20 protein-coding genes are annotated in these 19,202 nt (G+C 67.8%); 9 read left to right on the top strand and 11 right to left on the bottom strand.

The features are described from left to right. Positions 1-5: 5 nt before the first annotated feature. From IG196_RS29630 to IG196_RS29640, 3 genes are all read right to left on the bottom strand, one after another. Positions 6-914 (bottom strand): phosphoribosylaminoimidazolesuccinocarboxamide synthase, encoded by a 909-nt coding sequence (locus IG196_RS29630; protein WP_192194096.1) that lies wholly within the window; start codon positions 912-914, stop codon positions 6-8. Between the two features lie 99 nt (positions 915-1,013). Next, on the bottom strand, positions 1,014-2,078 hold the full coding sequence (fba, locus tag IG196_RS29635; protein WP_101490888.1) for a class II fructose-bisphosphate aldolase: 1,065 nt from the start codon (positions 2,076-2,078) through the stop codon (positions 1,014-1,016). A 154-nt stretch (positions 2,079-2,232) separates the two neighbouring features. Beyond that, positions 2,233-2,718, bottom strand: coding sequence for an Lrp/AsnC family transcriptional regulator (locus IG196_RS29640; protein ID WP_099793957.1), 486 nt, complete (start codon positions 2,716-2,718; stop codon positions 2,233-2,235). Between the two features lie 140 nt (positions 2,719-2,858). Here IG196_RS29640 and IG196_RS29645 point away from each other — a divergent pair, with 140 nt between their 5' ends. Continuing rightward, the gene (locus IG196_RS29645) at positions 2,859-3,875 is read left to right on the top strand and encodes a 1-aminocyclopropane-1-carboxylate deaminase (RefSeq protein WP_192194097.1); all 1,017 of its coding nucleotides are present in this window, start codon (positions 2,859-2,861) and stop codon (positions 3,873-3,875) included. A gap of 110 nt (positions 3,876-3,985) precedes the next feature. Further along, a protein-coding gene (locus IG196_RS29650; RefSeq protein ID WP_225616848.1) for an IS3 family transposase occupies positions 3,986-5,253 on the top strand; the annotation gives its coding sequence in 2 pieces (ribosomal slippage) (positions 3,986-4,342 and positions 4,345-5,253; 1,266 coding nt in all). 41 nt (positions 5,254-5,294) lie between these two features. Here the strand turns inward: IG196_RS29650 and pyk are convergent. From pyk to IG196_RS29665, 3 genes are all read right to left on the bottom strand, one after another. Then, positions 5,295-6,743, bottom strand: coding sequence for a pyruvate kinase (pyk, locus tag IG196_RS29655; RefSeq protein WP_101490885.1), 1,449 nt, complete (start codon positions 6,741-6,743; stop codon positions 5,295-5,297). A gap of 105 nt (positions 6,744-6,848) precedes the next feature. After that, a complete protein-coding gene (locus IG196_RS29660) occupies positions 6,849-8,042 on the bottom strand; it encodes a phosphoglycerate kinase (RefSeq protein WP_192194098.1) in 1,194 nt (397 codons plus the stop codon). A gap of 98 nt (positions 8,043-8,140) precedes the next feature. Further along, the gene (locus IG196_RS29665; protein ID WP_192194099.1) at positions 8,141-9,049 is read right to left on the bottom strand and encodes a LysR family transcriptional regulator; all 909 of its coding nucleotides are present in this window, start codon (positions 9,047-9,049) and stop codon (positions 8,141-8,143) included. A gap of 89 nt (positions 9,050-9,138) precedes the next feature. Between IG196_RS29665 and IG196_RS29670 the strand changes: the two genes are divergently transcribed. From IG196_RS29670 to IG196_RS29695, 6 genes are read left to right on the top strand one after another with little or no spacing between them, the layout of a single operon-like run. Beyond that, positions 9,139-9,696: a VOC family protein gene (locus IG196_RS29670; protein ID WP_192194100.1), complete on the top strand. Its 558-nt coding sequence runs from the start codon at positions 9,139-9,141 to the stop codon at positions 9,694-9,696. Further along, a complete protein-coding gene (locus IG196_RS29675) occupies positions 9,689-10,810 on the top strand; it encodes an alpha/beta hydrolase family protein (protein WP_192194101.1) in 1,122 nt (373 codons plus the stop codon). Before IG196_RS29670 ends, IG196_RS29675 begins: the two co-directional genes overlap by 8 nt. A gap of 11 nt (positions 10,811-10,821) precedes the next feature. Next, on the top strand, positions 10,822-12,477 hold the full coding sequence (locus IG196_RS29680; protein ID WP_192194102.1) for an FAD-dependent oxidoreductase: 1,656 nt from the start codon (positions 10,822-10,824) through the stop codon (positions 12,475-12,477). Further along, on the top strand, positions 12,474-12,692 hold the full coding sequence (locus IG196_RS29685; protein ID WP_192194103.1) for a DUF2783 domain-containing protein: 219 nt from the start codon (positions 12,474-12,476) through the stop codon (positions 12,690-12,692). The genes IG196_RS29680 and IG196_RS29685 overlap by 4 nt, the downstream gene beginning before the upstream one ends. Further along, the gene (locus IG196_RS29690) at positions 12,689-13,654 is read left to right on the top strand and encodes an MBL fold metallo-hydrolase (RefSeq protein ID WP_101490878.1); all 966 of its coding nucleotides are present in this window, start codon (positions 12,689-12,691) and stop codon (positions 13,652-13,654) included. The genes IG196_RS29685 and IG196_RS29690 overlap by 4 nt, the downstream gene beginning before the upstream one ends. Positions 13,655-13,701: 47 nt before the next feature. Further along, positions 13,702-14,676, top strand: a complete 975-nt coding sequence (locus IG196_RS29695) for a Bug family tripartite tricarboxylate transporter substrate binding protein (protein ID WP_192194104.1) — start codon at positions 13,702-13,704, stop codon at positions 14,674-14,676. Positions 14,677-14,774: 98 nt separating this feature from the next. Here IG196_RS29695 and IG196_RS29700 read toward each other — a convergent pair whose 3' ends face one another. From IG196_RS29700 to def, 5 genes are read right to left on the bottom strand one after another with little or no spacing between them, the layout of a single operon-like run. Then, positions 14,775-15,113 carry an AzlD domain-containing protein gene (locus IG196_RS29700; protein ID WP_101490876.1) on the bottom strand — a complete coding sequence of 113 codons (339 nt, stop codon included), beginning with the start codon at positions 15,111-15,113 and terminating at the stop codon, positions 14,775-14,777. Next, positions 15,110-15,850 (bottom strand): AzlC family ABC transporter permease, encoded by a 741-nt coding sequence (locus tag IG196_RS29705; protein WP_101490875.1) that lies wholly within the window; start codon positions 15,848-15,850, stop codon positions 15,110-15,112. The genes IG196_RS29700 and IG196_RS29705 overlap by 4 nt, the downstream gene beginning before the upstream one ends. Next, positions 15,850-16,806 carry a methionyl-tRNA formyltransferase gene (fmt, locus tag IG196_RS29710; RefSeq protein WP_192194105.1) on the bottom strand — a complete coding sequence of 319 codons (957 nt, stop codon included), beginning with the start codon at positions 16,804-16,806 and terminating at the stop codon, positions 15,850-15,852. The genes IG196_RS29705 and fmt overlap by 1 nt, the downstream gene beginning before the upstream one ends. Beyond that, on the bottom strand, positions 16,803-17,297 hold the full coding sequence (locus IG196_RS29715) for a hypothetical protein (protein WP_192194106.1): 495 nt from the start codon (positions 17,295-17,297) through the stop codon (positions 16,803-16,805). The genes fmt and IG196_RS29715 overlap by 4 nt, the downstream gene beginning before the upstream one ends. Beyond that, complete coding sequence (def, locus tag IG196_RS29720; protein ID WP_192194107.1) at positions 17,294-17,815, bottom strand: peptide deformylase; 522 nt, start codon at positions 17,813-17,815, stop codon at positions 17,294-17,296. Before def ends, IG196_RS29715 begins: the two co-directional genes overlap by 4 nt. A gap of 160 nt (positions 17,816-17,975) precedes the next feature. Between def and IG196_RS29725 the strand changes: the two genes are divergently transcribed. Next, a complete protein-coding gene (locus IG196_RS29725; protein ID WP_192194108.1) occupies positions 17,976-19,199 on the top strand; it encodes a LysM peptidoglycan-binding domain-containing protein in 1,224 nt (407 codons plus the stop codon). The last annotated feature ends 3 nt before the right edge of the window (positions 19,200-19,202 follow it).

The following is a 19,202-nucleotide window of genomic DNA, read 5'->3' on the forward strand; positions in this document are numbered from 1 at the left end:
ATCGATCAGCCGTTGGTGAGGCGGTCCAGTGCCTCACGGTACTTGGCGGCCGTCTTCTCGATGACTTCGGCCGGCAGGCGCGGCGCCGGGGGCGTCTTGTCCCAGGGCTTGCCGTTGATCTTGGTGGCTTCGAGCCAGTCGCGCACGAACTGCTTGTCGTAGCTCGGCGGGTTGGTGCCGGCGGCCAGCGCGGCCTCGTAGCCCTCGACCGGCCAGTAGCGCGAGCTGTCGGGCGTGAGCACTTCGTCCATGAGCACCAGCGTGTCGTTCTCGTCCAGGCCGAACTCGAACTTGGTGTCGGCAATGATCATGCCCTTGGTGAGCGCGATCTGGGCTGCGGCCTCGTAGATGGCGATGCTGATCTCACGGATCTGCTGGGCCAGCTTGGGGCCGACGATCTCGACCACGCGCTCGTAGCTGATGTTCTCGTCGTGCTCGCCGGCCGCGGCCTTGGCGGCGGGCGTGAAGATCGGGCGCGGCAGCTTGCTCGCGTTGGTCAGGCCCTCGGGCAGCGGCACGCCGCAGACCGCGCGGTTGTCCTGGTATTCCTTCCAGCCGCTGCCGGCCAGGTAGCCGCGCACCACGGCCTCGACCGGGATCGGACGCAGGCGCTTGACCAGCATCGAGCGGCCCGTGACCTGCGCCACCTCGTCGGGCTGCACCACGCTCTCGGGCGCTTCGCCCGTCAGGTGGTTGGGGCACAACGCGCCCAGGCGGTCGAACCACCACAGCGCCATCTTCGTGAGGATCTCGCCCTTGCCGGGGATGGGCTCGCCCATGATCACGTCGAAGGCGCTGAGCCGGTCGCTCGCGACCATCAGGATGCGGTCTTCGCCGACGGCGTAGTTGTCGCGCACCTTGCCGCGCGCAAGCAGGGGCAGGCTCTGGATGGAGGAGGTGTGAACGGTGGTCATGGACGATGCTCGGCTGGGAAACGGTGACGGGAAAAGCGGATTGTGCGCGCAGAAAAAAGCCACCGCGAGCGGTGGCCTGCGGCGCGCAGTCTGTCTTCGTTAGATGACTTGCTGCGCCAGGTCGCCCTTGGCGTACTTGGCAGCGACGACCTGCAGCGTGTCGCCCTTGATCTTGGCGCCCTGGCCTTCGCAGCCGAACTCGATGTAGCGCTGCTTGCAGATCAGCTTGGCGGCTTCGCGCGCGGGCTTGAGCCATTCGCGGGCGTCGAACTTCTCGGGGTTCTCGGCCAGGAACTTGCGCACAGCGCCGGTCATCGCCAGGCGGATGTCGGTGTCGATGTTGATCTTGCGCACGCCGTGCTTGATGGCTTCCTGGATTTCCTTGACGGGCACGCCATAGGTTTCCTTCATGTTGCCGCCGTACTGGCGAATGATGGCCAGCAGCTCTTGCGGCACGCTCGACGAGCCGTGCATCACCAGGTGGGTGTTGGGAATGCGGCGGTGGATTTCCTTGATGCGGTCGATCGCCAGGATGTCGCCGGTGGGCTCGCGCGTGAACTTGTAGGCGCCGTGGCTGGTGCCGATGGCAATGGCCAGCGCGTCGATCTGGGTGCGCTTGACGAAGTCGGCGGCCTGCTCGGGGTCGGTCAGCAGCTGCTCGCGCGTCATGGTGTCGTCGGTGCCGTGGCCGTCTTCCTTGTCGCCCTTCATGGTTTCGAGCGAACCGAGGCAGCCGAGCTCGCCTTCGACGGTCACGCCCAGGCGGTGGGCCATGTCCGACACCTTCTTGGTGACGTCCACGTTGTAGTCGTAGCTGGCGATGGTCTTGCCGTCGGCTTCGAGCGAACCGTCCATCATGACCGAGCTGAAGCCCAGTTCGATGGCGCCCTTGCAGACGTCGGGGCTCTGGCCGTGATCCTGGTGCATCACCAGCGGGATGTTCGGGTACTGCTCGATGGCGGCCTGGATCAGGTGCTTGATGAAGGCTTCACCCGCGTACTTGCGGGCGCCGGCGCTGGCTTGCAGGATGACGGGCGCGCCGGTTTCCTTGGCGGCCTCCATGACGGCCTGGACCTGTTCCAGGTTGTTGACGTTGAAGGCCGGAATGCCGTAGCCGTTGGCGGCGGCGTGGTCCAGCAGTTCGCGCATCGAGACGAGTGCCATGGGAAATACCTCGTGGGAATAGAAAAAACGGGAAAAAAGAGAAGGCGGAAAGTCGGGAGAAAACTACCCCGATTCTACCGAGCCCCCTTGTGGGACAGCGCCGACGCCACCCCAGGCGTCACGGGTACTGGCGCGCAGCTCTTTTTCAACTTTTTCAGATCGGCAACTGCGTGGTCGACAGCACCTGCTTGAGCACCACGAAAGTCCGGATCTGCCGCACGCCCGGCAGATACAGCAGCTGCTCGGCGTGCAGGCGGTTGAAGCTGTCGTTGTCGCGGGTGCGCACGAGCATGAAGTAGTCGAACTCGCCCGTGACGACGTGGCATTCGAGGCAGCCCGACACCTTCTGCGCCGCCTTCTCGAAATCGGCGAAGGAGTCGGGCGTGGAGCGGTCGAGCACCACGCCGATCATCACGAGCATGCCGACCTCGAGCGCGTCGGGGTCGAGCAGGGCGACCACGCCCTTGATGAGCCCGCCGGCCTTGAGCCGCTCGACCCGGCGCAGGCAGGCCGGCGCGCTGAGGTTCACCTTGGCGGCCAGCGCCACGTTCGACACCGAGGCGTCGCGCTGCAGGGCGCGCAGGATCGCGCGGTCGGTGCGATCGAGCTCGGTCGGGGCACGCAACTTTGTTGTGCTCATGGCTTTCTTTTCGGATGAAAAACTGTTGACTCAGGCATCCTGCCTTTTTTTGAGCCGTGAATCCAGCGAACTTCGCAAGCACATTGCAAACCCTTCTTCCTACGATCGACAGCTTCACCCCACCTCTCGGAGCTGCGTCGATGAACCTGAAGAAATTCCCCCGCCACGTCCTGACCTTCGGCCCCTCGCCGATCCAGCCGCTGAAGCGCCTGAGCGCCCACCTCGGCGGCAAGGTCGATCTCTACGCCAAGCGCGAGGACTGCAACAGCGGCCTGGCCTTCGGCGGCAACAAGACGCGCAAGCTGGAGTACCTGATTCCCGAGGCGCTCGAAGGCGGCTACGACACGCTGGTGTCGATCGGCGGCATCCAGTCGAACCAGACGCGGCAGGTGGCCGCGGTGGCCGCGCACCTGGGCCTGAAGTGCGTGCTGGTGCAGGAGAACTGGGTCAACTACTCCGACGCGGTGTACGACCGGGTCGGCAACATCGAGATGTCGCGCATCCTCGGCGCCGACGTGCGACTGGACGCGGCCGGCTTCGACATCGGCATCCGCCAGAGTTGGGAACAGGCCATGGCCGACGTGCGCGCGGCCGGCGGCAAGCCCTTCCCGATTCCGGCCGGCTGTTCCGAGCACCCGCGCGGCGGCCTGGGCTTCGTGGGCTTTGCCGAGGAAGTGCGCCAGCAGGAAGCCGAACTCGGCTTCAAGTTCGACTACATCGTGGTCTGCTCGGTGACGGGCAGCACGCAGGCCGGCATGGTGGTGGGCTTCGCAGCCGACGGCCGCGCCGACCGCGTGATCGGCATCGACGCCTCGGCCAAGCCGCAGCAGACCTATGACCAGATCCTGCGTATCGCCAGGAACACGGCCGAGCTGGTCGAGCTGGGCCGCGACATCACCGAGAACGACGTGGTGCTCGACCGCCGCTTCGGCGGGCCCGAGTACGGGCTGCCGAACGAAGGCACGCTGGAGGCGATCCGCTTGAGCGCGCGCTTCGAGGGCATGCTGACCGACCCGGTGTACGAGGGCAAGTCGATGCACGGGATGATCGAGAAGGTGCGGCTCGGGGAGTTTCCGGCGGGCTCGAAGGTGCTATATGCACACTTGGGCGGCGTGCCGGCGCTGAACGCCTACAGCTTCCTGTTCCGCAACGGCTGAACCCGCACAGGGCCGCGCAACGAAAAAGGCCGGCATGTGCCGGCCTTTGCTTTGCTGCTGACCCGTCCTGATCTGGGTTGACACCTTTTCCCTCAAGAAAAGGCAAGTCAATGGAATCAGGCGTCAAACGTACCCAGCGGGACTACACGCTGGCTTTTAAGCTGTCGGTGGTGGACCAGGTAGAAAAGGGCGATCTCACGTACAAGCAGGCCCAGCAGCGCTACGGCATCCAGGGTCGCTCGACCGTGCTGGTGTGGTTGCGCAAGCATGGCCGCCAGAGCTGGGGTTCGGCATCATGTCGGCTGCCCATGCCAGTACCGACCAAGAAATCCTCCCTTGCACCCGCACCGCTGACCCCCGAGCAAAAGATCAAGGCCCTCGAAGTCCAGCTTCGCGATGCCAATGAGAAGGCTCAGCTGTTCGAAGCGGTGATCAACGTCCTGAAGAAGGACTACGGGGTGCGCATCGTAAAAAAGCCTTCGGGCAAGTCCTCACGCAAGAGCTCCTCCCGGGGCTGAGCGTGGCGAGGGCTTGCCGCCATTGGGGCGTCAGCCGCCAGGCCTACTACCAGCAGTTACAGCATCAGCAGCAGCGCTGTGCGCGCGCCGACACCGTGATCGAGCTCGTTCGGGAGGTGCGCCTGCGCCAGCCCCGGCTGGGCGCGCGCAAGCTGCACCATCTGCTCAAGCAGCCGCTGCAGCAGGCCGGTGCGTGCCTGGGGCGCGATGCGCTGCTGGACGTGCTGCGCGAGGCTCGCATGCTGGTGGCGCCCCGGCGGGCGTACCACAAGACCACCGACAGCCATCACCGCTTCCGACGCCATCCCAACCTGCTCAAGGAGGGGCCGGATCAGGTGCGAGCAACAGCCAGCGAGCAGGTGTGGGTGGCAGACATCACGTATCTGCCCACTGACAAGGGCTTCGTCTATCTCAGCCTGGTGACGGACGCGTGGTCACGCAAGATCGTGGGCCATCACGTGCACGACAGCCTGCACACCCAGCAGGTCAGCCGGGCGCTGAAAGAGGCGCTCAAGGGCCGGCAGACCCGCCAGATGCTGGTGCATCACTCCGACAGAGGCATCCAGTACTGCTCGAACGACTATCAGGAGATCCACCGGCGCTACGGCATCGCCTGCTCGATGACCGACGGCTACGACTGCTATCAAAACGCGCTGGCCGAGCGCGTCAACGGAATCCTGAAGATGGAGTTCCTGCTGCATCGGCCCGCCGACCTGGCGCAGGCCGCCCGGATGGTTCGCCAGTCGGTGCAGATCTACAACCAGGAGAGACCGCACCTGTCCCTAGAATTGAAAACGCCCGATGAGGTTCATCGGGCGTCTATTGCCGGCTTCAGCACGCCGGCTATGTGTCCCTCGTAGGTGTCAACCTATCGCAGGACGGGTCATGCGAATGAACGAACTCAGCTCGCTCTGCAGATCTTCAGCATGTTGGTGCCACCGGGCGCACCCATCGGCTCGCCGCAGGTGATGGCGTACACGTCGCCGGTTTGCACGATGCCGCGCTTCTTCAGATGGGCTTCGGCCTGTTCGAGCGCGGTGTCGCGGTCGGTCTGCGAATCCATGAGCAGCGGGCGCACGTTGCGGTACAGCGCCAGCTTGCGCTGCGTGGCCAGGCGCGAGGTCAGCGCATACATGGGAATGTGCGCGCGGTGGCGGCTCATCCACAGGATGGTCGAGCCCGACTCGGTCAGCGCCACGATGGCCTTGGCGCCCAGGTGGTGCGCCGTGAACAGCGCGCCCATGGCGATCGACTGGTCGATGCGGCTGTAGGTCTTGCCGCTGAAGTCGGCGTCGAGCGTCTGGTCTTCGGCGCCTTCGGCGGCTTCGCAGATGCGGCTCATTTCCTGCACGGTCTCGAGCGGGTAGCGGCCCGAGGCGGTTTCGGCCGAGAGCATCACGGCGTCGGTGCCGTCGAGCACGGCGTTGGCCACGTCGCTCACCTCGGCGCGCGTGGGCACGGGGTTGGTGATCATCGACTCCATCATCTGGGTCGCGGTGATGACCACCTTGTCCATGTCGCGCGCCATGCGGATCATCTTTTTCTGCAGCGCCGGCACGGCGGCGTTGCCGACTTCCACAGCCAGGTCGCCGCGGGCGACCATGATGCCGTCGCTGGCGCGCAGGATTTCTTCGAGCTTCGGAATGGCTTCGGCGCGCTCGATCTTGGCGATCATGCCGGGCTTGTGGCCGTACTCGGCCGCCGCGACGTTGCACAGCTGGCGTGCCATTTCCATGTCGGTGGCGTTCTTGGGGAAGCTCACGGCCACGTAGTCGGCCTGGAAGCTCATCGCGGTCTTGATGTCTTCCATGTCCTTGGCCGTCAGCGCGGGCGCCGTGAGGCCGCCGCCCTGCTTGTTGATGCCCTTGTTGTTCGACAGCTCGCCGCCGAGCTTGACGGTGGTGTACACCGCGTCGCCCTTGACGCCATCGACCGTGAGCACGATCAGGCCGTCGTTCAGCAGCAGCTTGTCGCCGGGCTTCACGTCGCGCGGCAGGTCCTTGTAGTCGAGGCCGACGGCATCGATGTCGCCGGGCTCGGTGCGCGAGGCGTCGAGCACGAACTTGGCGCCGGGTTCGAGCCAGATCTTGCCTTGGGCGAACTTGCCGACGCGGATCTTCGGGCCCTGCAGGTCGGCCATGATGGCCACCTCGCGGCCCACCTTGCGGGCCGCTTCGCGCACCATGGCAGCGCGGTTGATGTGGTCCTGCGCGGTGCCGTGGCTGAAGTTCAGCCGCACCACGCTGACCTTGGCCAGGATCATCTGCTCCAGCAGTTCGGGCGTGTTGGACGCCGGGCCGAGGGTGGCGACGATCTTGGTGGCGTGGCGGGGAATGCGGTCCGTGCTCATGAAGGGTGTCTCCGTTTTGTATTCGCTACTGTATACACTTTGTGTGTCGAACGGAAGTCAGTCGCCCCGAGGGATTTCCCCTCCGTCGCCGGACCGCCGCCGACATCAGCCGGCCGCGCGCTTGGCCAGGATCTCGAAGGCCGGCAGGGTCTTGCCCTCCAGCACCTCGAGAAAGGCGCCGCCGCCGGTCGAGATGTAGCCGACCTGCTTTTCGATGCCGTACTTGGCGATGGCCGCCAGGGTGTCGCCACCGCCGGCGATCGAGAAGGCGCTGCTCTCGGCAATGGCTTGCGCGATGGCCTTGGTGCCGCCCGCGAAGGCGTCGAACTCGAACACGCCGACCGGGCCGTTCCACACGATGGTGCCGGCTTCGCGCAGTTGCGCGGCCAAGATGGCCGATGTCTTGGGGCCGATGTCCAGGATCAGGTCGTCGTCGGCCACGTCGGTGGCGGCCTTGACGGTGGCGGGCGCGTCGGCCGCGAAGGTCTTGGCCGTGACCACATCGACCGGAATCGGCACATCGGCGCCACGCGCGCGCATGGCGTCGATCACGGCCTTGGCCTGGTCGAGCAGGTCGGGCTCGGCCAGCGACTTGCCGATCTTCAGGCCCGCGGCCAGCATGAAGGTGTTGGCGATGCCGCCGCCGACGATCAGCTGGTCGACATTGGCCGACAGGCTCTTGAGAATGGTCAGCTTGGTGCTGACCTTCGAGCCCGCCACGATGGCGACCAGCGGGCGCTTGGGCTGGGCCAGCGCCTTGGAGATGGCGTCCATTTCGGCCGCCAGCAGCGGGCCGGCCGCGGCAATCTTGGCGAACTGGGCGATGCCGTAGGTGGTGGCTTCGGCGCGGTGGGCGGTGCCGAAGGCATCGTTCACGTAGATGTCGGTCAGCGCGGCCAGCTTGCGGGCCAGCGCTTCGTCGTTCTTCTTCTCGCCCTTGTTGACGCGGCAGTTCTCGAGCAGCACGACCTGGCCGGGCTTCACGTCGACGCCGTCGACCCAGTTGGCGACCAGCGGCACCTCGCGGCCGAGCAGCTCGCCCAGGCGCTTGGCGACGGGGGCCAGCGAGTCTTCGGGCTTGAACTCGCCTTCGGTCGGGCGGCCCAGGTGCGAGGTGACCATCACGGCCGCGCCGGCGTCGAGCGCCAGCTGGATGCAGGGCACCGAGGCGCGGATGCGCGTGTCTTCGGTGATGCGACCGGCGTCGTCTTGCGGCACGTTGAGGTCGGCACGGATGAAGACGCGCTGGCCGGCGGCTTTGCCTTGCGCACAGAGGTCGGTGAATCGAATGACGTTCATGGGTCTGAGGATGGTGAAAGACGGAAAGGCAGGACTGCGTGCATTGTAGTTTTCACCCTCCGGCGACCTGCGCGCCTGTTGCGGCGCACTGATGGTTTTCAGGCTTTCGGCTGCGCGGTCGCAAACTGCGCGAGGATGCCGACGAAGCTCGCCGCCGCGGGCGACAGTGACCGCCGCGCCGCGCTGTACACGCAGACCTCGCGGTGGAAGTCGGGCGATTCGAGCCGCACCATCTGCAGCCCGTGCGCCCGCACCAGCGACGCCGAATAGGTCGGGCACACGGTCAGCCCCAGCCCCGAGGCCACCATGCCGAGCGCGGTGGTCATGTACGACACCTCCTGCGTGCCGGGCCGCAGCATGTAGGCGCGCTCCTCGGGCCCCAGCTCGGGCAGCACGCGCTGGCGAAAGTCGCGCGTGGGCGCAATGAAGGTGTAGGGCGCCAGCTCGTGCCAGCGCACCTTGCGGCGCTTGGCAAAGGCGTGGCCGGGCGGGCAGATCAGCCAGTGGCGGTCGCGGAACAGTGTGCGGCGTTCGATGGCGGCGGCGTCCACTGCCACGTCCTGGCCCACGGCCAGTTCGACGTCGCCCGCCGCCACGCCCAGCAGCAGGTGCTCGGGCAGCGTGTCGGCCAGGCGCACGTCCACGTCGGGGTACGCCTCGCGGTAGGCGGCGATCACGCGCGGCATCAAGGTGCAGGCCATGAGCTGCGGCGCTGCAAGCCGCAACAGCCCTTTCTTCTTGTCACGCAGATCGGTCACGCCGGCTACCGCGCTGGTCAGGTCGCCGAGCAGGCGGTGCACCGACGGCAGGAACTCGCGCCCCGCCTCCGACAGCTGCACGCGCCGCGTGTTGCGGTCGAGCAGCTGCACGCCCATCTCGCGCTCGAGCTCGCGCACCAGCACGCTGAGCGCCGACTGCGTGAGGTGCAGCTGCCCGGCCGCGGTGGTGAAGCTGCCGGTTTCGGCCACGGCGGCGAAGGCGCGCAGCTGGCGCAGGGTGAGGTTCATATATATGTTTATTTCATCAATCGATGAATTAATTTCGATTGCATCATAAGACGCGGCATTGCCCAATCGCGGCCTCAACGGAGACACGCATGCCGACGACGACCGCCCCCACGTCCGCGCCCCCCATTCGCGGGCTGCACCATTTCGCCTGGCGCTGCCGCGACAGCGAGGAAACCCGCCACTTCTACGAAGACCTGCTGGGCCTGCCGCTGGCCCACGTCATCAAGAACGACCACGTGCCGAGCACGGGCGAGTACTGCCCCTACGTGCACATCTTTTTCCAGATGCGCGACGGCGCGTACATCGCCTTCTTCGACCTGGGCGACGACACCGCCGCACTGCCCTCGCCCAACACGCCGTCGTGGGTGAACCACATCGCGCTGCGCGTCGACTCGGGGGACGACCTGCTGGCCGCCAAGGCGCGGCTCGAAGGCGCCGGCATCGAGGTGCTGGGCGTGACCGACCACCACATCATCGAGTCGATCTACTTCTTCGACCCCAACGGCATCCGCGTGGAACTCACCACGCCGACCGTGCCGCAGGCCGAGATGGACGCGCATGCGCGCCATGCCCACGCCGACCTCGACGCGTGGACCGCACGCAAGGCCGCGCTGCGTGCCGCCGCCGGAGGCGCCTCGCATGTCTGAGCTGCAACTCGCCGTCATCGACGTGAAGCCCGGCGCGGCCATGGACAGCCAGTCGGGCCTGCAGCTGCTGCGCCCGCGCATCTACGGCGCCTTCCGCGCGCCGCCGGGACCCAAAAAGATCGCGGCCATCGTGATGCACCCGACCAGCAACTTCATGGGCCACTACCTCATCGGCCCGCTGGCCGAGCGCGGCATCTGCTGCATGGGCCTGAACTCGCGCTTCGTCGGCAACGACACGGTGCTGCTGATGGAGCGCGCGATTCAAGACCTGGGCGCCGGCGTGCAGTACCTGCGCGCGGCCGGCTACGAGAAGGTGTTCCTGGTCGGCAACTCGGGCGGCGCGGCGCTCTCGGCCTTCTACCAGGCGCAGGCCGAACAGCTCACCGCCACGCACCTGCCCGACGGCGACCCGACCCACTTGCACCAGAGCGACCTGCCCCCGATCGACGGCCTCGCGCTGTGCGCCGCGCACCTGGGCCGCACGCGGCTGATGCGCGACTGGATCGACCCCTCGGTCACCGACGAGCACGACCCGCTCTCGGTCGACCCCGCGCTCGACATGTACGACCCGCGCCACCGCGTGCCCTACGAGGCCGACTTTCTTGCGCGCTTCAGCGCGGCGCAGAAGGCGCGGATGGACCGCATCGAACAGTGGTGCCTCGACCGCCTCGCGCTGCTGCGCAGCACGCCGGGCGCGCCGCGCGACCAGACCTTCGTCGTCTACCGCACGCACGCCGATCCGCGCTGCGTCGATCTGTCGCTCGATGCGAATGCGCGCCTGCCCGGCAGCGTGTGGGGCGACGCGCGGCAGGTGAACTACTCGGCCAACGCGATGGGCCGCACCACCTCGCTGACCGCGTTCCTCTCGCAGTGGTCGTCGCGCTCGCAGGCCGACGGGCCCACCAACCTCGCGCGCACCACCGTGCCGAAGCTGCTGCTGACCTACACCGGCGACCAGTCGACCTTCCCGAGCACGCGCGACGCGTGGATGGCCGCGGGCGGCACGCGCATCCGCAACGTCGACATCGTCGGCGGCAACCACTACCTGGCGGGCCAGCCCGAGCTGATCCCGCAAGCGGCGGACGCCATCGCCGAATTCGCCCACGCGCTGTGAGCCCCGACACCATGGAAAGCTTTGCATTCGCGCCGGCCTACGAACTGCCGGTCTGGCCCTTCACGCCGCCGCCCGAACTCGGCAGCGCGCAGGTCGTGCGCCACCCGGTCGTGATCGTCGGCGCCGGCCCCTCCGGCCTCACGCTGGCCTGCGACCTCGCGCAACGCGGCGTGCGCGCCGTGCTGCTCGACGAAGACGACACCGTCGGTGTGCGCGGCGCCTCGTCGCGCGGCATCTGCTACGCGCAGAAGAGCCTGGAGATCTTCGAGCGCCTGGGCATCTACGAGCGCATCGCGGCCAAAGGCATCACCTGGTCGTTCGGTCGCACCTTCTCGGGCGATGAAGAGGTCTACAACTTCAACCTGCAGGCGACGAGCGTCTCGAAGCAGCCGCCTTTCGTGAACCTGCAGCAGTTCTACATCGAGTGGTTCCTGGTCGATCGCATTCTCGAACTCGGCGTGACCGACCTGCGCTGGAAGAGCCGCGTGACACGCGTCGAGCCGCTGGCCGACGGCGTGCGCATCGACATCGAGACGCCCGCCGGCAGCTACACGATCGAGGCCGACCACCTGATCGACGCGACCGGCGCAAACAGCCCGATCCGCACGCAGCTCGGCGTCGAATCGCATGCCTCGCGCAGCACCGACCGCTGGTGCATCTCCGACGTGCGCTTCGAGAAGCCGCTGCCCACCGAGCGCTGGACCTGGGTCGACGCGCCCTTCAACGAAGGCCGCGGCGTGTGGCAGCACCTGATGGCCGACGGCGTGTGGCGCATCGACTACCAGATGCCCGAAGACTGCGACCCGGCCGAAATCAGCCGCCCCGAGGTGGCCGGCGCGCGATTGCGCGAACAGCTCGGGCCCGACGTGGCTTTCGAGTTCGTGTGGATCGGCCCCTACGGCTACCGCGACCACCTGCTGGAGCGCTTCCGCCACGGCCGCGTATGCTTCATCGGCGACGCCGCGCATGTGGTGAGCCCCTTCGGCGCGCGCGGCGGCAACACCGGCATCCAGGACGCGGCCAACCTCGGCTGGAAGCTCGCGCTGGTCGTGCAGGGGAAAGCCGGCGATGCGCTGCTCGACAGCTACGACGCCGAGCGCCGCCCGGCCGCGCAGGAGAACCTGACGGTCACGAGCCGCTCGGCGCGCTTCCTTGCACCGCGCTCGCCGGCCGAGCACACGCTGCGCCGCGCCGTGGTGGCGCTGGCCAAGCGCCACACCTTCGCGCGTGCGCTGGTCAACACGGGCCGCATGTCGGTCGCCAACGACTACCCCGCCGCGCCGCTGCTGCCCGAAGGCGCGCGCACAGTGCAGAACCTGCCGCTGCGCTGGGCCGACGGGCGCGAGACGACGCTGATGCAGCTGCTGGCCGAGGGCACGCAATGCCTGGGCCTGTGGTTCGCACCGACGCGCGCGCAGGGCGAGGCCGCGTGCGATGCCACGGCTGGATTGCCACTGCGCCTGCTGGCCGTGGGCGGCGACAGCGGCCTGCCGACCTTGCAAGCCGACGAGACGCTCGCGCGCCACCTCGGCATCGATCCCAACGTGGGCGGCTTCGTGCTCGTGCGCCCCGATGCCTACCGCGCTGCGACGCCGCTGCAAGCCACCCCCGACACGATCGCCGCCGCCGTCCGCACGGCGCTCGCACTCACTGCCTCGTCCTCATGATCACCGAGCCCCGCATCCCCGACCCCGACGGTTTCTACGCCGCGCTGCTGGCCGCGCACGAAGGCCGCACCGAGGCGCAGAGCGCCGACCTCAACGCCCGCCTCGTGCTGCTGCTGGCCAACCAGTGCGCCGACCAGGCCGTGCTGCTCGCGTGCATCCGCGCGGCGGCCGAGGCCGACGAAGACATCCCCACGACCACGACAACATCTCCATGACCGCCCCCGTCTCTTTCGCTTCCGCCTCCGACACCCGGGAGCAGAAGCCCCGGCTGCAGGAACTCGCCCCGGGCGCCTACGGCTACATCAGCGACTTCGATCCCAACTGCGGCTTCGTCGTCGGCGAGGAGCAGGTGGTGCTGATCGACACCCGCCCCACGCCGCGCATGGCGCGCGACTTTCTGGCGGCGATCCGCAGCGTCACCGACAAGCCGATCCGCACCATCGTGCTCACGCACTACCACGCGGTGCGCGTGATGGGCGCGAGCGCCTTCGACGAGGTGCAGGAGATCATCGCCAGCAACGGCACGCTCGACTGGATCCGCACGCGCGGCCAGGCCGACTTCGAATCGGAGGTGGGCCGCTTCCCGCGCCTGTTCGCGGGCGTGGAAGAGATTCCGGGCCTGACCTTCCCGACCACGGTCTTCGAACGCGAGATGACGCTGCCGCTCGGCGGCGGCCGCGAACTGCAGTTGATGGCACTGGGTCGCGGCCACTCGGGCGGCGACACCGTCGCCTGGCTGCCCGACTGCGGCGTGCTGTTCTCGGGCGACGTGGTCGAGAACCACTGCGGCGTGTACGCGGGCGACGCCTACATCGGCGACTGGGCCGGCACGCTCGACGCGGTGCGCGCGCTGCAACCGCGCGTGCTGGTACCCGGGCGCGGCGCGGTGCTGCAGGGCGAAGCGGCCTGCGCCGAAGCGATCGGGCTCACGAAGGACTTTCTCTCGACGCTGCTCGACAGCGTGCGTGCAGGCATTGCGGCGGGCGACACGCTCAAGGGCTGCTTCGCGCGCGCCGAGGCGGCCATGACGCCGCGCTTCGGCGGCTGGCCGGTGTTCCAGCACGTGCTGCCGTTCGACGTGTCGCGCGCCTACGACGAGCTGCGCGGCATCGAGCACCCGGTCGTGTGGACCGCCGAGCGCGACCAGGAACTCTGGCAGGTCTTGCGCGGAACCTGAGCCCACCGATCACTGATTTTTTCAACAAAGCAACGGAGACAAAAACGATGAAACGCTTCCTTCCCCTGCTGGCCGCGGCCCTCGCACTCGCCACCAGCCCCTTCGCGTCGGCACAGCCGGCGGCCTACCCCAGCCAGCCCGTGAAATGGATCGTGCCCTACGTGGCCGGCGGCGGCACCGACAACCTCGCGCGTGCGCTCGCCGAAGCCATGCAGCCGTCGCTCGGCCAGCCGCTGATCATCGACAACCGCCCCGGCGCGTCGACCAACATCGGCGTGTCCGTGATGATGCAGGCCAAGCCCGACGGCTACACGATCATGCAGGCCGAGAACGCGGCGCTGCTGTTCAACGAGCACATGTTCGCCAAGCTGCCCTACAAGCCGGCGACCGACTTCACCTACATCGGCACCATCGGCCGCTTCCCCGTGGCGCTGGTCGTGCACCCCGACTTTCCCGCGAAGAACGTGGCCGAGTTCGTGCGCTACGTGAAGGCCAACCCCGAGAAGGTGAGCTACGCCTCGCCCGGCAACGGCTCGCCGCACCACATGGCGATGGAACTGTTCAAGCAGAAGGCCGGCCTCACGATCACGCACGTGCCGTACAAGGGCGCCGCGCCCGCCATGACCGATGTGATGGGCGGCCAGGTGCCGACGATGATGCTCGACTTGGCCTCGGGGCTGCCGATCATCAAGTCGGGCAAGGTGCGCGTGCTGGCCATTGCGCTGCCGCAGCGCGCCAGCGCCCTGCCCGAGGTGCCGACCTTCGTCGAAGCCGGCTTCAGCGACGTCAACGCCTACGCCTTCCACGGCCTGATCGGCCCGGCCGGCATGCCGCCCGAGGCCGTGGCGCGCATCAACACCGAGCTGCACAAGGCGATGAAGGCACCGAAGGTGGTGAAGCTGTTCTCGGAGTTCGGCTTCGAGGCGCTGCCCGGCACGCCGCAGGACTTCTACAAGCTCTCGCGCGCGGAGAGCGAGCGCTGGGGCAACATCATCAAGACCGCGGGCGTGAAGCTCGATTGAAAGGCCCCCCGGCTTTTCACTCCGCTTCGCTGCGTGTAACTCCCCCCCGAGGGGGAGGCGCGGCCCGCCTTGGGGCGGCCCGGCGGCGGCCGCCCGGCCTACCAGCCCAGGCCGAGGTGCAGGGGCAGGTAGACCGCCATGCCGGCCAGCATCGTGCCGAGCACGCCGCGCCGCCAGAAGTAATAGGCGCCGCCGACGACCGCCGCATAGAGGCGGGCGTCATGCAGCGTGGTGATCAGGTGGCCCTGCGTCATGACGATCTCGGGCGCGATCACCCCGGCCAGCGCGGCGGCCGGTGCGTAGTGCAGCGCGCGGTGCGCCCACTCGGGCAGGCCCCAGGGCCGGTCGAGGATGAAGAAGAAGCAGCGCGTGAGCACGGTGACGGCCGCGAGGCCGGCGATCACGGCAATGGACCACCAGTCGGTGCCGCCGCTCACTTGTCGTCCTCCGCGTCGGGGTCGAGCCCGAACTGCTTTTCGAGCCAGAAGCACAGCAGCACCGCCACGCCGATCGCGACCACGATGTTGAGCTTGAGCGGCAACGCATAGGCCGCGACGGCCGTGGCGCCCGCGATGAGCGCGGCCAGCACGCGCAGCCGCGTCGTCGCCATCGAGCAGACGATGGCCACCAGGCTCAGCACGCCGGCAAAACCCAGACCCCAGGTCTGCGGAATGAAGTTGGCCAGCGCGATGCCCAGCAGGCTCATGCCCATCCACGCGCACCAGGTCACGAAGTAGTTGCCCGTGAGGTAGGCCTCTTGCGAGAGCTGCTCGGCGGGCGTCGTTGGTGGGGCCGTGTACTGCTTCGTGAAGAGCGCGTAGCTCAGGTCGGCCGTCAGGTAGCCGTGCAGCAGGCGGCGCCAGCGCGGCATGTGCATGAGGTAGGGCCGCAGGTGCAGGCTGAACACGACGAAGCGCAGGTTGACGCAGAAGCCCGTCGCCAGGATCACCCAGGCCGGCGCACCCGCAGCCAGCAGCGGAATGGCGGCCAGCTGCGAGCTGCCGGCGTAGACGAACAGGGTCATCGCCACGGCCTCGAGCACGCTCATGTCCGACTTGACCATGGCCACGCCGGTCATGAGGCCCCAGGCGCCGATGCCGAGCGCGGCCGAAGCCATGTCGCGCATGCCGGCGCGGAACTCGGGCTGGCGGCGCAGCGTGGGCGAGAGGAACATCAGCCGAAGACCTGGCCGGTCTTCAGGTCGAAGCCGCGCAGGAAATCGGCCGCGGGCAGGCGCTTGCCGCCCGGGCGTTGCAGTTCGGTGAGCACGACGGTCGCATCCGATGCCGCCACGGCGACGCCAGTGGCGTCGGCCGAAACGATGGTGCCGGGCGCGGCGCCTGCGGTGCCGGGCGTCACGTGTGCGGCCCAGAGCTTGACGGTCTCGCCGCCGAGCGGGCTGTTGGCGCCGGGGAACGGATCGAAGGCCAGGACGCGGCGCACGATGGCACCGGCCGGCTGCGTCCAGTCGATCAGAGCTTCGTGCTTCTCGACCTTGTGGGCGTAGGTGATGCCTTCGGTGGGCTGCGGCGTGCGAACCAGCTGGCCGATCTGCGCCAGCGCCTCGACCACCATGCGGCCGCCGAGCGCGGCCAGCCGGTCGTGCAGGCGGGCGGTGTTGTCGTTGGCCGCAATGTCGACCGCTTCGCGCAGCAACATGTCGCCGGTGTCCAGGCCCGCGTCCATCTGCATGATGGTGATGCCGGTCTGCGTGTCGCCGGCCTCGATGGCGCGGTGGATCGGCGCGGCGCCGCGCCAGCGCGGCAGCAGGCTGGCGTGGATGTTGAGGCAGCCGTGCAGCGGCAAGTCGAGCACCCACTGCGGCAGGATCAGCCCGTAGGCCGCGACCACCATCACGTCGGGCTGCCACGCGAGCAGCGTGTCGCGCGCGGCGGTGGCCTCGTCGGGGTACTTGCCATCGAGTCGCAGGCTGCGCGGCTGCGCCACGGGCCAGTTGTTGGCAACGGCGCACTGCTTGACCGGCGAGGCCTGCAGCTTCATGCCGCGACCGGCGGGCCGGTCGGGCTGGCTCATCACGCCGACGATGTCATGGCCGGCGGCGGCAATGGCCTCCAGGGCGACGCGCGCGAACTCGGGCGTGCCCGCAAAAACGACTTTCAACGCGCTCAATCCCGGATCCGTTCGAATTCGAGGTCATCCCCCGTGTGGTACCGGCGCACCACGCCGGTGGGGTCGATGTAGATATAGAGCATGCGGCGCTCGTTGATGGCCTTGTAGCGCCAGGTCCAGACGGTGCCGTCGAAGGAGCTGACGCGGCTGATTTCGTAGGGCTTGCCGTAGAAGGCCAGCACGTCGTTCTGGCGCCAGCGGTCGACCTGGATGTCGTGGCCGAAGCGCGCTTCGGTCAGCACCTGGGTCACCGAGACGACCTTGCCGGACGCGTCGAGGTCGATGTCGACCACCTCGAAGCCCGCCGGCATGCGCGAGTACTGCAGCCGCTCGCCACCGCCGTTGAGCGGGTAGCGGCCCGTGGGCGCACCGAGGCGCTGCAGGGTTTCAGCGGCGGAGGTGCCGGGCTGGATGCGCGTGGGTTCGCTGACGCAACCCGCCAGGAACAACAGTCCGGCGGCAGCCAACGCGCTCGCAGCCCGCGGGCTCATACCCGTGCGTCTTTCATGTCCTCGCGCTGCTGCTTGAGGAGCTTGCTCTTGATGCGGTTGCGCTTCAGCGGCGACAGGTATTCGACGAACACCTTGCCCAGCAGGTGGTCGAGCTCGTGCTGGATGCACACGGCCAGCAGGCCATCGGCCTCAATGGTGTGGCTGTTGCCGTCGGCGTCGAGCGCCTGGACCTTCACCGAGGTGGAGCGCATCACGCCGTCGTAGATGCCGGGCACCGAGAGGCAACCCTCTTCGTTGAGCACCTTGTCGTCGCTGGCCCAGGTGATTTCGGGGTTGATGAGCACGATCGGCTCGTTGCGCTCTTCGGAGACGTCGATCACCACCACGCGCTCGTGCACGTCGATCTGGGTCGCGGCCAGGCCGATGCCGCTCGCGTCGTACATCGTTTCCAGCATGTCGGCCACCAGCGTCTTGATGCGCGCGTCCACGCCCTGCACCGGCTTGGCCACCGTGTGCAGGCGCTTGTCGGGGTAACTCAGAATGATTCGTTTGGCCATGAAATCGGGAGGAAGTTGTGGCTATTTTCGCCAATTCCGCGACGCGTCGCGGCGCAATGACGCGAAAACGTTGCCCTTGCAAGGGCTTCGGGCGCAGAATTCGTAGCAAATTGTGAGATTCGTATGCGCCACGATACTTCGTGCGCTCACCCATCCAGACATGACACAGCCCAGCTCCACCGAACACCAGCGCCCGACCTTCTTTGCCTTCTGGACGGCCGCCTTGGCGGTGGCCAGCAGTTGCGGCGCCACGGCGGCCTGGGCGCAGACGACCTACCCGGTCACGCCCCAGCAGCGCGCCACCGCCCAGCAGACCGCCCAGGCCGGCGTGCCGCTGAGCGAACTGTCGCCGAAGGCGCCCGACGAATACACCGTCAAGCCCGGTGACACGCTCTGGGCCATCTCGCGCCTGTACCTGCTGCGCCCCTGGCGCTGGCCGGAACTCTGGGGCATGAACATCAACGAGATCCAGGACCCGCACCGCATCTACCCGGGCCAGGTGCTGTACCTGGACAAGAGCGGCGGCCGCGCCCGCCTGACGACCCGCCGCGGCGCGGGCGGCGGCGACGGCGGCACCATCAAGCTGTCGCCGCGCACGCGCTTCGACTCGCTCGCGGGCATGGCCCTGCCCACGCTCAACCCGAGTCTCATCGAGCCCTTCCTCAGCGAACCCATCGTGGTCGATGCCAACACGCTCGACGCCGCACCGCGCATCGTGGCCGGCAACGACAGCCGCGTGCTGCTGTCGCGCGGCGACCGCGCCTATGCGCGCGGCAACGCCGAATCGCCGCTGGTCGAGAAGCCCGGCCCGGTGCAGCACTACCGCATCTTCCGCAGCGCCACGCCGCTGAAAGACCCCGGCACCGGCGAAATCCTCGGCTACGAGGCGCAGTACCTGGGCAAGGCGCAGCTACAGCGCGGCGAATCGACCACCATCGAGACGACCGGCGACAAGGACGTCATCACGGTCGTGCCGGCCAGCATCGACATCATTGCGTCGCGCGAAGAAATGCGCGCCGGCGACCGCCTGCTGCCCGAGCCGCCGCGTCAGCTGCTGAGCTATGCACCGCGCGCACCGTCGACGCAGGTCGACGGACGCATCATCTCGGTCTATGGCAATGCGGTGCAGTACGCGGCGCAGAACCAGGTCGTGGCCATCAACAAGGGCACGCGCGACGGCGTCGACAACGGCCACGTGCTGGCCATTCTGAAGAACGGCGAGACCATCCTCGACCGCACCGGTGCGCGCAAGGAAACGATCAAGCTGCCCAATGAACGCATCGGCCTGCTGATGGTGTTTCGCACCTTCGAGAAAGTCTCTTACGCATTGGTGCTCGAAATCAACGACACTCCCCGCGCCGGCGACTTCCTCGTCAATCCCTGACAC

This window comes from Variovorax sp. 38R (genome assembly GCF_014843395.1).
GTDB lineage: Bacteria > Pseudomonadota > Gammaproteobacteria > Burkholderiales > Burkholderiaceae_C > Variovorax > Variovorax paradoxus_H.